This is a genomic window from Candidatus Arsenophonus nilaparvatae, assembly GCF_045346035.1.
Lineage (GTDB): Bacteria > Pseudomonadota > Gammaproteobacteria > Enterobacterales > Enterobacteriaceae > Arsenophonus > Arsenophonus nilaparvatae.
On the sequence record NZ_CP158507.1, the window covers coordinates 295,752 to 308,823 of the forward strand.

At 34.4% G+C, this 13,072-nt stretch carries 11 protein-coding genes, 2 pseudogenes and 1 riboswitch; of the genes and pseudogenes, 7 read left to right on the plus strand and 6 right to left on the minus strand.

Annotated elements, in window-relative coordinates; translation table 11 throughout:
* Positions 1 to 263 precede the first annotated feature (263 nt).
* Positions 264 to 433, minus strand: a riboswitch (M-box (ykoK) riboswitch).
* Positions 434 to 563: 130 nt separating this feature from the next.
* Positions 564 to 1,478 carry a LysR family transcriptional regulator gene (locus tag WH390_RS01400; protein WP_032115448.1) on the minus strand — a complete coding sequence of 305 codons (915 nt, stop codon included), beginning with the start codon at positions 1,476 to 1,478 and terminating at the stop codon, positions 564 to 566.
* Between the two features lie 680 nt (positions 1,479 to 2,158).
* Between WH390_RS01400 and cas1f the strand changes: the two genes are divergently transcribed.
* From cas1f to WH390_RS01430, 6 genes are all read left to right on the plus strand, one after another.
* The gene (gene cas1f, locus WH390_RS01405) at positions 2,159 to 3,115 is read left to right on the plus strand and encodes a type I-F CRISPR-associated endonuclease Cas1f (RefSeq protein ID WP_032115556.1); all 957 of its coding nucleotides are present in this window, start codon (positions 2,159 to 2,161) and stop codon (positions 3,113 to 3,115) included.
* A gap of 4 nt (positions 3,116 to 3,119) precedes the next feature.
* Positions 3,120 to 3,872: a CRISPR-associated endonuclease Cas3'' gene (locus tag WH390_RS01410; RefSeq protein ID WP_032115449.1), complete on the plus strand. Its 753-nt coding sequence runs from the start codon at positions 3,120 to 3,122 to the stop codon at positions 3,870 to 3,872.
* Between the two features lie 342 nt (positions 3,873 to 4,214).
* Positions 4,215 to 4,499 (plus strand): hypothetical protein, encoded by a 285-nt coding sequence (locus tag WH390_RS01415; protein ID WP_032115450.1) that lies wholly within the window; start codon positions 4,215 to 4,217, stop codon positions 4,497 to 4,499.
* A gap of 230 nt (positions 4,500 to 4,729) precedes the next feature.
* A complete protein-coding gene (locus tag WH390_RS01420) occupies positions 4,730 to 4,909 on the plus strand; it encodes a hypothetical protein (protein ID WP_032115451.1) in 180 nt (59 codons plus the stop codon).
* A 3-nt stretch (positions 4,910 to 4,912) separates the two neighbouring features.
* Positions 4,913 to 5,383, plus strand: a complete 471-nt coding sequence (locus WH390_RS01425) for a type II toxin-antitoxin system death-on-curing family toxin (RefSeq protein WP_032115452.1) — start codon at positions 4,913 to 4,915, stop codon at positions 5,381 to 5,383.
* A gap of 618 nt (positions 5,384 to 6,001) precedes the next feature.
* Positions 6,002 to 6,685 (plus strand): class I SAM-dependent methyltransferase, encoded by a 684-nt coding sequence (locus WH390_RS01430; RefSeq protein WP_032115453.1) that lies wholly within the window; start codon positions 6,002 to 6,004, stop codon positions 6,683 to 6,685.
* 6 nt (positions 6,686 to 6,691) lie between these two features.
* Here WH390_RS01430 and WH390_RS01435 read toward each other — a convergent pair whose 3' ends face one another.
* From WH390_RS01435 to WH390_RS01450, 4 genes and pseudogenes are all read right to left on the minus strand, one after another.
* Entirely contained in the window at positions 6,692 to 6,997 is a 306-nt protein-coding gene (locus tag WH390_RS01435; RefSeq protein ID WP_032115454.1) for a hypothetical protein, read from the minus strand.
* Positions 6,998 to 7,041: 44 nt separating this feature from the next.
* Positions 7,042 to 7,392, minus strand: a pseudogene (locus WH390_RS01440) (hypothetical protein); the annotation flags it as partial.
* Positions 7,393 to 7,493: 101 nt separating this feature from the next.
* Positions 7,494 to 7,853 (minus strand): hypothetical protein, encoded by a 360-nt coding sequence (locus tag WH390_RS01445; RefSeq protein ID WP_052044888.1) that lies wholly within the window; start codon positions 7,851 to 7,853, stop codon positions 7,494 to 7,496.
* A gap of 102 nt (positions 7,854 to 7,955) precedes the next feature.
* Positions 7,956 to 8,246, minus strand: a complete 291-nt coding sequence (locus WH390_RS01450; protein ID WP_032115455.1) for a hypothetical protein — start codon at positions 8,244 to 8,246, stop codon at positions 7,956 to 7,958.
* Between the two features lie 570 nt (positions 8,247 to 8,816).
* Here WH390_RS01450 and WH390_RS01455 point away from each other — a divergent pair.
* The gene (locus tag WH390_RS01455; protein ID WP_032115456.1) at positions 8,817 to 9,746 is read left to right on the plus strand and encodes a magnesium transporter CorA family protein; all 930 of its coding nucleotides are present in this window, start codon (positions 8,817 to 8,819) and stop codon (positions 9,744 to 9,746) included.
* A 213-nt stretch (positions 9,747 to 9,959) separates the two neighbouring features.
* Here WH390_RS01455 and WH390_RS01460 read toward each other — a convergent pair.
* Positions 9,960 to 12,892 (minus strand): annotated as a pseudogene (locus tag WH390_RS01460) (RHS repeat protein).
* Between the last annotated feature and the right edge of the window lie 180 nt (positions 12,893 to 13,072).

Genomic DNA, 13,072 nt, shown 5'->3' on the forward strand with positions numbered 1-13,072 from the left:
ATACAGATAAAAAAAATTTATGAATAGAACACTATGCCAATATTTCAAATAGGCATTGTCTAATTAGTGATTATTGATAATCACTGCATGTCATTTGAAAGCAATAAAATAATCAGTTAATTTATCGGTATAGGAGAAAGAAGAGAGATATAAATAAATCTAGCTAAGAAAATACTTTGCCCAATGAATGTCAAAAATAAAAACATATAGATTACCCTATAATAAATCTCATCTATAGGGGCGACCAGATGAAAGAGCATAGAACACTATCCCAATCGTCTTAGTTTTAGCACTATACAACGTATCCTATGAAAGGAAGTTACTTTGAGGCAAACCTTAATCCGATCTGCCTTGTCCTAACCTTGGGCGTCTCTCGACGTCGTGAGATCAGCAACTTGTGTTTGTATAGGAGCCTCGCCTAACGAGATATAACACTTTCGAATAAGCGCGTATTATATGCGTAAAAAATTGGGAAAAAATATCACATTGATAGTTTGTTTATGTTTTATTTAATTATGTTATCTATTTTATGATAAAACCTCACAACAAACAGTACTCATCATTTAATGATAACCAAACCACTCCTTTAATCCTGAGCTTAAAATCGCAGATATGGCAAAATAACTATAATCTGCCCGGTAATATAACATTAATGAATGAATATTATTAATTTCATTTTTGTCTATTTTTATCTCTTTTAATTTTTTTGCCAAAATAGAATTAATTGCCATATGATCAGGAATATAAGTAATGCCTAATCCTTTTTCAGCCAATTTTAAACACGAATAATAATCAGTAGTTAACATCATTTCTGAATAAGGCAAAAAATGATATCGCTCATCATCGACTTTACCTTGTAATGAAGGATAAATGACTGTTTCTGAAGATAAAGATAAACTATTTATCGGTTCTTCTTTCGTCAACGGATGGGCTGGATCAGCGACCAACATCATTTGAATATCACCAACCACTTGGGCATTAATGTTGTTATATATCTCAACACATTGTAAGCCTAAAACAAAATCTGCTTTATTACTATTAAGGGTAAATTCAACATCAAATAAATCTGCATGCACAATATATATTTCAACAGCAGGAAACTCGCTCTTTAATTTTAATATTACATCAGCAATCGCTTCTTCTGGAATCAGCTGATTAAATGCTAATCTAATGACCGCTGGATCTTTATGATTATTTAAAGCAAAAGAAAACTTTTCTAGTTTTTGCAAAGATAACAAAAACATTTTAACCTTTGGTAATAAAATTTTACCATTACTATTTATATCCAACACAGAACCATTCGAGCGTTTATCAAATAACGTATATCCTAATATAACCTCGAGTTCATTTATCCAACGACTAATTGTTGTTTTAGACTTATTTAATAGTATCCCAGCCTGCAAAAAATTACCTGATTCAGCAGCGGCGACAAACGCCATCAGCATTTTATTTTCTAATTGTGGTAAAAATTTTTTCATTACTGCTCCGCTGTATGTTTTATCGAATAGTTATGTAACTAAAATTAATTTCTAACAATTTATAATCAAATATTATGGTAATCTGACATTAGCAAATATTTTTCTGAAATTAAATTTTTAATAATATATTTAATATAAATAAACTTCATTTTTTGTAAAAAAATGTTGTGTATTGCAATCTGAGATACATTAGTATTTCAACCAAATATAAATACAAAATCAAATTCAATTTATTTCCTGTTTAACCTCTATTTATTTACCTATTCAATCATTATTAGTAATTTTTAATTTTCTGATAAATAAAGACCATAAAATATTAACAGCATTTTATTAATGTATAGTTCTTTAAATTAATATTGTATTTCTATAACTTATATTAATTATATTTACATAACTTATTAGCCAATAAAAAAGTTGCTCGCGACTAACTAATAAACTTATTACTCTTCAATAGTTAAAATTAAAGCTAATTCCATTAAACCTATACCGCAAACAACACCAGACTTAACCTAAATTAAACTGATTTTTATGTGCTATATCATGAAATGTAAAATAAATTTTCATTAATATATAACGCGTAATAGCAACCAATAAAATACGACTTCGCAATCAATTAATACGCTATCGCAATTTAGCAATAAAAAATAAAAATCATTAAAATGGAGTTTTTAAAACAAAAAATGGAACAATTACCTCCTTCAGATTTAAAAACCATATTACATTCTAAAAGAGCTAATATCTACTATCTTGAGCATTGCCGGGTTATGCAAAAAGATGGCCGAGTTTTATATCTAACGGAAGCTAAAAATGAAAACTGCTATTACAATATTCCAATTGCAAATACCACAGTAATTTTATTAGGTACAGGAACCTCTATTACCCAAGCCGCCATGCGCATGTTAGCCACCGCCGGTGTACTGGTAGGTTTTTGCGGCGGCGGCGGTACCCCCTTATTTATGGGTGCAGAAATCGAGTGGCTAACACCACAAAATGAGTATCGACCAACGGAATATTTGCAAGGCTGGATGCAGTTCTGGTTTGACAAAGAAAAACGTTTAGCTGCCGCGAAGCAATTTCAACAGGCGCGAGTTGATTTTATTCGTGCTACTTGGTCTAAAGATCGTCACCTAAAAGAATATCACTTCTACCTCAATGATTCCGATATTGAACAAGCCATAACAAATTTTGAGAAAAAAGTATCCCACCTCAACAAAGTTGGTGAACTATTACTAGCTGAAGCACTTACTACTAAGCAATTTTACAAAATTGCAGCAACACGATGTCAATTAAATGGTTTTGAACGCAACCAAGAACGAGGTGATTTAGCTAATAATTTCCTTAATCACCGCAATTACTTAGCTTACGGTTTAGCCGCAAGTTGCTTATGGGTATTAGGCATTCCCCATAGTTTCGCAGTTATGCATGGCAAAACCCATCGTGGCGCATTGGTATTTGACGTCGCTGACTTAATTAAAGATGCGATCGTTTTACCTTATTCATTTATTTGTGCCAAAGAAAAAATGACTGAGCAAGCATTTCGTCAGCAAGTGTTACAAAAATTGACTGAACACAAAGCAATGGACTTTATGTTCAAACAAGTAAAAAGAGTTTCTTTATCATCGTTTTCAGGAAAATAAACCAATGTATGTCACTTTTATCAGTCAATGCGAAAAAAAAGCGCTTACTCGTACACGTCGGGTATTAGATGCCTTTGCTGATCGAATTGGAAATAATACCTGGCAAACGGTGATTACTGAAGATGGTTTGATTACAGTAAAAAAATTATTACGCAAAACCGCCAGCAAAAATACAGCGGTAAGCTGTCATTGGATCCGCTCAAGACAGCGCAGCGAACTACTTTGGATTATTGGCAATCGTAATAAATTCAATCTGCAAGGAATAGTACCCGTTAATACCACACAAAAAGAGATTTTTATGGATATTGCAATCAACAAAGTAAAAAAAGATGAATATTATGCCAATACACAATTACAACCTCTAGCAGAACACTCTTTTGCCGTCGGTTATATTGCACAGCAATTATTTAAACAACTGGTTGATAACAATGAATATAGTAACTTATCAAAGGTTGTTTATTTAGCTGGCTGTTTACATGACATTGGCAAATTAGATCCTCTTTTTCAGCAATGGGTTAAAAAAGGTAAACAAAAAGATCCTACTGACGACGGCCAACATATCGATGTCAGATTTACTTTTGAAAAACATCCAAGACACAACGAAATTTCTTTATTGATTTTTAACGTATTAGAACCACAAATCATCGGTTTATATAATCATCAAAAAGAAAACTTACACCATGTTATTTATTGGCATCACGCCAAACCCTATAGAGCAAAAGGTGGTTTTGACAGCCTGACGTTCACTGCCGCATAGGCAGCTTAGAAGTTTATTCTTTCGCTTACAAGATGCTGTAAACTGTTCACTGCCACACAGGTAGTTAAATAAATATAAATAAAATATTTATATATCAATTAGTTAATTTATTTATAGTTTATTTTATATACGCATTTACAAGATAAAACATGAATTTACACTCACTATAAATCAACAAGTTACGTTGAATAGTGAGTGTATTTTTTTGTGGAAATGTCGCTGACTGAAAGGACGGCAATCCTAAAAGCCAGCTAACCTCAACCCTAGACAAAGTAGGATCAAGGCTATGAAAAAGTCTATTACCGTTATACACGTCTGTAAAGTTTTAACGGGAGCTAAAGTATGAAAGCTCTCACAGATCAACAATTAGAAATCTATAAAGAAGTATTCCCAGAATTAACCAAAGACCAAATTCAAATTGCGGTTCTATTAGCCATAGGAGTTCCAGAAAAAAACATTGCTGATATGCGTTATGTGACGCATGACACAATTAAGAAAACTATTTTACTCATCAGGAAAAAGTATGACGTTGAGTCAAAATCATCGTTACTATCTGTTTTTCAAGTAAAAATATTCCATTATTTTCTAATGACATACCATGTATTAACTAATGCTGCAATACCCTAATTTAGGGAATTAACAATATTTAACTTATGGTGGATAATATTCTCATTGACGCCAAGTTATTATTTATACATTACAACTACATGCAGATATCCCAACACCAGGGAAAACTAAACCAGCCGAAGAGCTGGTTTTTTATTTTATGTCATCAAAGATAAAACAAGTTGAAGTTGTATTATTTACAATATGAGATTATCATAAAAATAGTTTACATTTTGTTAAGAGGCTAAATTATGGGTCACGCATTGAAAAAAGCATTTCGCTTGTCAATACCTGAACGTGACAAAAGCAGAATTGCCAATCCTAAACCTGTGATTGCTCCCGACTGCTCTCATACTGATCAAATTGCCAAAGCTTTTGAATTTGGCTTTGTTAGATATGAAATGAATATGAAGGAACTTTCAAAGGTATAAATGATGCCATTTTCTTTTGGTGAAACAGTTGATGGCATCAGATACTTATCTGTTGATGATATTATATACATAAATAAAAGACTAATAGAATCTCAAACTCCCAATGAACCTATTAAGATTATCAATAAAAACTCTCTAGGATCATCCCAATCTAGGCCTTCTCTAGTTAGGTACTACGAGCAGACTAATGATATGTTTGTTTTATCAGCTGCTTTGATAGAAAGCCTAATTCAAAATCACCCATTTGCTAATGCAAATAAACGTACTGCTTTGATGTCAGGATATGTATTTTTGCTGATCAATGGTTATGAATTAACGGCTCCAGGTTCTGAAATAGTTGAAATGGCTTGCGGGTTAGCTCAAAAATACTATTCATCTCAAGAACTTGAAAATTGGTTATGTTATTGGTCTCGTTCGTATGATGTAATGGATCTGTGCAATCTTTCTATTAATGATTTGATATCATCAAATTAATAAAACACTTTATCTATGATTTTTTATTTCACAAATTAGCTAACCGGAAATAACCAATAAAATAAGAAAATATCTTTATTTTTCAATAGAGAATACTAACCGGATTTGATAATATTTTAGTGTCTCCTGCGTTAGTTATTTGATAACTAATGACAGGCATTAAGACTACTCTAAGGTGCGACCATTGTAGCCAGCGTGACATATAGCGATTGCAAGCTTAGTCAACGCTGAGAATAAGCCCCATTATTGGGGCTTTTGCTTATTATTCATTTCACGTTTTAAAAGCACATCTATGATAGGCGGGTTAATCCCCATAAAATCCATTCAACTAATTGATATAAATAGATTTATAACCGGCGGGTTATAGAATATTTTTATCGCTAGCAATATTTAAAATTATTTCTTAGAGGATTGTGAGCTGATCCATAAAAAATAACCTTAATTAGTTGATATTATTGTATTTATACCATGTGAGCTACATGAATAAATATACTATACCAAAATAATTTTAGTATTAATCACATCAAGATCTCATCATTAAAAAAGCAATCTTTTAATTTGGTTTTATTTTAGTTATTATCTGAGATAAATTTTTATCTTTTAATTACGGTATTAAAAATGAATAATAAATTTATTGATGATGTTATTGAATGGGATGTCAACAATTGGAAAGAGTGCTTAAGTTATTGGACAAAAAATAGCCATATTGATATTAATAATTCCTCAGTATTAGAGTTAGGTGGTAGAAATGGTGGTTTATCATTGTGGGCTGCAATGAATGGAGCTAATGTTATATGTTCAGATAAAGATGGCCCTACTAATGATGCCAAACGAAAGCATAAAAAATATAATGTTAATCACCTAATACAATATAAAAAAGTAAATGCACTAAAAATTCCATACGAAAATGAACTAGATGTCATTATGTCAAAATCTATATTGGGAGCTCTTGGTTATGATAATAATATTACTAACCAAAAAATTGCTATATCTGAAATATATCGTACGTTAAGAAAAGGTGGTGAATTTTGGTTTATAGAAAATCTTATTGCATCACCATTTCATCAATTGATGAGAAAAAAATTTATAAAATGGGGGGATAACTGGAGATATGTTTCAATAAATGAAATGATGTTATTTTTAAATCAATTCTCATCTGTAAAATATAAAACATTTGGGATTACTTCATGTTTTGGTAGAAATGAAAAGCAAAGAAAAATGTTAAGTAAACTTGATAAATTAATATTAAAAATAACACCAAAAAATTGGAAATATATTATTTTAGGAGTTGCTACTAAGTAAAATAAATTATCCAATTACAGTTTCTACTCCAGGAATTGTAATTTTATCTCCACCATATAAATTTATTCCTGTCTTATTTAAGATAGATATTTTGTTTCCAGAAATTTGTTGAATATTAATTGCTGCATCTGAATTTTTTTCTGATTCTAATATAGAATTTGTAATATCTATTGCAAGTCTTGCAATAGATCTTCTGTTTCTTAAAGTAAACAAGACTCCAGTACTAGATGTTGTTTTTATTTTTAAGTTTGATAAATTTAATATTCCGTTTATGTATGTATTTATTGTTAATGAGTTACTATTCCAACCCATATCAATAACTCCCCTGCCATCATTAAGTGCTGCAAATGATTCTATTATAGAACCTTCAGGCTATGCATTATTGAAGTTATTTCTGCAAAATAAACAACCTGATGTGAGATATTGACAGGATGGTTACAAATATAGCTATTTTCTACTTTATTATTATGTCCACCAATATTGACACCGGTAATATATCCAGAAAAAGATGAAAATTCAGTATTTCCATGAAAATCACAAGCATTATCTATCAGTGAAGTGAACTTTCCGGCATGATGACAATTATAAGTAACTATAGGAATTAGTGTAGAAATTGTACCTCCTCCGTGAGAAACTGCATGTCTATTCCCATGAAATTCTCCACTTAAATTTATATTTTCACTATTAGCTATAGAAACTCCATATTCTCCTCCTACCGTTTCGCACGATTATCTGTTACACAACCAAACAGAACACATACAAAAACGTAAACAATCAGCTTATTCATTGTTATATCCCTTTGAGAAATTCATCTGTTGTGGGAACCACGGCCCGACCGTATTTCATTTCCTCTGAAGTGGTTAAAAGGCTTATCACCACGTTCAGGAAATGCACCATGGTAGCCATGATAGGGATCAAAACGGTTATCTACATGACCACGAAAGTGACGAGAGCCGTGGAACCAGGGGCCGGCACCAATAAATACACCATCGACAAACCATTCGGGACCATAATAGCCATAAGGCGCACAATAATAGGGTTTGTAATCGTAATAACCGTACGGGCAGGCAGGTTCTGAACCTACTTCAACAATCACTTCTGCTGATATTTGAGTAGAAAACAATAGAGTAATAAATAAAATAGGAAAAAATGTGATTTTCTTTATCATAGCTAGTTTCTCACCTCAAAAAGCAGATAGGCTGATAACTTAATCTGTTTATCCACTCTATAATTAGATTTGGCTAATTTTAGAGCAGAATGGGTTTAAAGCTTATTTTTTGAAAATTTCAAGATCAATATTTTGATAGTTTGTTTGATTACCTGTTTTATCAATAACGCGATAATAACAATTATCTGCTTGTACCCCACTGATTTGTTGGCATTTCTTATCTACTTCTTTCAACAATTGTGCATGATTTCCAATAGGTAAACCTGACTGCTGAAAGGACAGCTCACCTATCTTTGTATAGCCAGAAGATTCTTCAGTTGTGATCTCCTTTGCAGCAAAAGAGGTGGTGGAAAACAGGACGGAAACAACCAGTATTGATAGCATAAATTTCATTTTATCTTTCTATCCTTATCATGAAAATAATGAGCAATTTATTTAAATTGTTTTATTGTAACCACTAAAGGGTTAGCATAGATTTACGGGAAGTCAAAATGATTAGTAACAATAAAAGAGCTCCGTTAGAGAAACAAAATATTATCCGTTAAACATATATTTCAATCAGTGCTGAATTTTTGGCTACCGCAAACCGTTGTTTTAATCGCTTACAGAGTAAATCACGGACAAATTCGGCAACTACTTAAATAACTAATCGGTTTATAAATTTGTCATTGGTTATCTTTACCAGAGAGATTTTGTTACCAAGTGCCGATGAAATAATTTATTAATCTGCATAGTAATAGTATGAATATAATTATTTTTTGATATTACTATTATTTTTTATAACAGATAGTGGAGCCCTTTTCAGACGTTGGATTTTTTGCCAAGATAATTGACAACATTTAGCTAGAGAACACTGGAAATAATACCGAGTACGCTCACCTTCTAAACCGAGATGGATAAATTCAATATTGTGAGTAATAATTACATAATAAAATATTAAGATATGAAAGTGATTAATTATTTATGACGAATAATCATTTAGATAATAAAGATGCTAATACATTACATTATAATGATGGCTATATTATTCATATTGCAAATCCAACCGTTCAGGATATTGACTCGATAGCAAAAAAAACAAATATTTCGACGCAAAATATCAATAAAGCACTGGCTAACAAAGATAGAGCGAGAATTGATTTAAGGGATAATTACATTTTTACTATCTTTAATTCGCCAATAAAAATCGGTAATAACTCATTCTCAATTAGCCCAATTTGTATTTTTTTAACTAAAAAAAATATTGCTATTATTTCATATGATAAAGTGAATGCATTGAAATACCTAGAGACTATTGATTATAAAAAAATGACTGGTATAAATGTATTGCTGGCATTGATGTATAATATCGCTAGTGAATTTAATGCCATCACAAAATTAATCATTAATAAATTTGAAAGTTTAGAAATTGAATTATTAACCTCTACCAAAAATGAAGATGTTATCAGCATAATGGATATACAACGAAGTCTGGTCTTTTTTTCAATGTCATTACATTCGAATGATTTGGCTATAATGAGAATTATTAAAATAAAAGACAATGCTTGTTATAAAGCTTCTTATTTCGATGAAATTGATGAAGAAATATTAGATGACGTTTATACTGAAAATAAACAGACAATTGAAATAGTAGCAACCTATTCAAGAATAATTACCGATATGATGAATACGGTTGCTTCAACGATAGCCAATAATCAAAATAAATTTCTTAAGTTTCTGGCTACCATTACCATACTATTAACTATCCCGATGATTTTTTCTAGTTTTTGGGGAATGAATGTTAAAGTCCCTTTTGAAGGCGAAGTGATAGGCTTTATTATTGTATTAACAGTTTCCCTACTGACGACATTGTTAGCAATCATCTATTTATGGATCAAAAAAATCCTTATCTAAGTTTAATACTCCCTTGCTCACACTCAGATAGCTTGTTAGTTACTAGAAAAATTAACCCGATAAGCTTTGCAGGAAATAGCTAAATATGTAAACAATACATTCATTCACTATTCTGCTCTACCAATTGTGTTTTATTCGCAGCAAATTAGTTGAATAAATGCAGCTTGTTGTACTATCTCAGGGAAGGATTTTCTTCCCCGAGATGGTAATTATTCAAACATAATAGTGTGTTACTTTTAAGGGAGTTGTGCTCGTTGATGCACCACTTTGGCGACCTCTTTGCGGCAAAATAGCCTCAAATGCCCTTACTTTAAATGTCACGGAGTGGGGAATGACAATTTGGGGACGATACAATTTATTCATCAGATTATTTAAATCTTCAGCTTTATCTATTGCATAAACCTTAGTCGACGTTGCCGGCGAAAACTCCCTGAGATCACGGATCAAACGATACCCTACCCCTTTGATCATATCTTTTCCGTAAAAAATCAAATCGGTAGCTTTATGACTTTCAACTTCCCCATGAAAAAATTTTTCTTTATCGCTCTGGTCAAGCCATTCAGGAGGAGTTGTTGTTGGCCTCTGATCATTTTGAGCCAAATCTGTCATTTCAAGGTGAGCATATTTCTTTATATCACTATCTACACCACTCAAGGGGATCCTGTAAAGCGTATCACCAAAACGACTTGTGGTTTTTTTAGTCGTTGCCCCAATTTCAAGACCAAAGAATACAAAGTCATCTGTAGCAAAACTATCAAGATCTAATTGAACCGTATTTGATTGATTAAATTTCACTCTATCTTTCGATAACTGAACTCTTGACTTTAACTGTAAACTTCCGTCTGGCTGCCTTAAATCTGAAGAAGTAAAGTGGGTAAGGTAGAAAGGTTGTTGTTGAAACATTACCAAAAATTTTTGTTCCTGAGGGGTCAGAATTATTGATTCTTTTAGTAAAGAGAGGTTTTTTTGTGACAAAGCTGATATCGCATCTTTACCCTTTTTATTTTTTAAACTTTGCCATGCTTCTCCAGAAGATACCATTCTATCATAAGCATCATTCACTTTTTTGGGAGCCCTACCATCCACATCTTTAAATGTCACAGGATTATTGCGTACCATTCTAAATAGGTTCATCCCATCGACCGCCCCGGCGGGATCCGCACTTAGCCAGCGGCCTACCCATGGTTGATAGTAGCGGTAGCCGTAGTAGTACAACCCGGTGATATCCCGTTCCTTGCCAGAGTAACGAATAGTTTTGTAGTCCGCCTCCATTTGGCTACGAGCTATCCATAGTGCAGTACCGCCATATGGGTAGTACTCTTCTTGGCTAATAATATTGCCGATGCCGTCCACCTCCAAACAGCTGCTGCCAATCAAAAGCTATAACGTAATTGATCATTGTCGATATCATCTGGTTTTCCGCTCACCCAATGCAGTACCTGCACCTGAGCATTACCAGCCTCACCGATCGTAATCACTTGTAAATTTTCGGTTTCACTGTTATTAGCGACCTTAATGCGTAACTCTAGACCCGGTAAATATAGCACCTGTTGTGTTTGCATGGTATTCGCAGTTTTTTGTCTGCTAATTTTAATGAGGCGCTGGCTGTTAGCGTCATAGCGGTAGCCTTCATTATCGTCTGCCGTTCCGGTACGGTGAATCGGTGTCACCTTAAGTAATTCATCGCGTAGCGTCCATTCTAGGCTCTGACCTGGCTGTAACTGTTTTTGCTGACCATTCACCGTGAACAGCGCATCAACCTCTGACGGATTATTGGTTAGTGAACTTAATACTCCTCGATTGCTACGGTCACTGACCGTGATATCTGTCGTGTAATTGTTATTGCTGGTTGGTGCGCTATGGCGTATCTGTATCAGGTTACCGGCACTATCGTAACCATAGATGCGGATGTAGTTAGTATATGCTGAACTATCTGTGGGAAAGGGCACGGGGACAGAAAATAAATGACCACCCTGTTGACCAAAATTGGCCATTTCACGGCCAGTAGCGTTGACCAACTGGTACAAGCTGTCATAGCTATACCTGCTTTCAGGAACCACTTTCTGGTTGCGCCAGAAACGGGTTTTTTCAGCATCATTACTGATGCTCAGTACATTACCCACCGGATCATATTGGTAACGTAAATCTTGTAGCACTTTAGCGCCCACAATGTGACCGGTTGGGCGTTCGGTTTTTATCCCTATAAGACGCTGAGTCTCCGGTTCATAACTATAGGTAGTCACGACGTCGTTACCATGCACTTCTTGCAGCTTCTGCCCAGCAGCGGAATACGTCAGAGATTTCATAATAACCTGCTCCGTTCCTCCTTTCACCGTCAGCCAGCGACCGGCAAGCAAACCAGCCACGTCATATGTCATACGTTGCTGATTACCAGCTGCATCAATGGTAGTTAGCAGCGCACCAACAGCATTCGCAGTGGTCAGAGTGGTGTAGGTTTCTGCGTTCAACAGAGCGTTCCAAGCAGATGCATCTTCTCCCTGCCAGTCAGCAAAAATATCCGGGTTGCAGGCATTTTTTAGCAGCTGACGAGTGACAGAGAGTGCTACGCCAGTCAAGGCAACGCTATCAGTCTGCACCAAGCCGGCCGTGTCGTAGTGACTGACACACTGCCCAGCGAGGTTCAGCTCTTTTTCCGTTTGTGTATCACCTCCATACATAAAACGCTCGGTAATTCGGACTACTTCATCATTTACCTGCTCCGTTACACTCAGCAAACGGCCTGGTAGATCACTTTTCTCATAGTCAAAAGTACGGATGACAGTCTGACTCTGATCCTCCACCTTATCGTCAGTGATACGAAGGTTACTGAGAGTCATAAAGGGTCTGCCGGCGACATCGTTCAGGGAGACGGTGGTACCATCGTCCACGCCTTGCGTACGCAAGGCATTGCCAGTCACATCAGTCCAGTAGGTAAAATTCACCAAACCAGCTTTGTACAGACGCGGATCGGCGCTTTGAATCAAGAAACCACGAGCATCATATTGATAATGAGTGATGCGTTCCTCGGTCACTGCCGGTGTATCCGGATGACAATGGTAGGCGATAGCACGTACAGTTAGATTACGGTTGTCAAGCACCGTGATCGTTGGGGTGCCGTGGTGTACTGTAATATTATTATTAAGCATGGATAGATTCCTTTGTTTAGGTTCAGATATCAACAGCCTTACGGCCATTCATAAAGATCTCTGCTTACAACAAGTGTAGGGGCTTGCGGACGAACTAATAATATCAAAACGCATTAATGACCTGTTTTTATCTCATTAATCTTGATAAAATAATTATATATCAATGCATTAAATAACCAT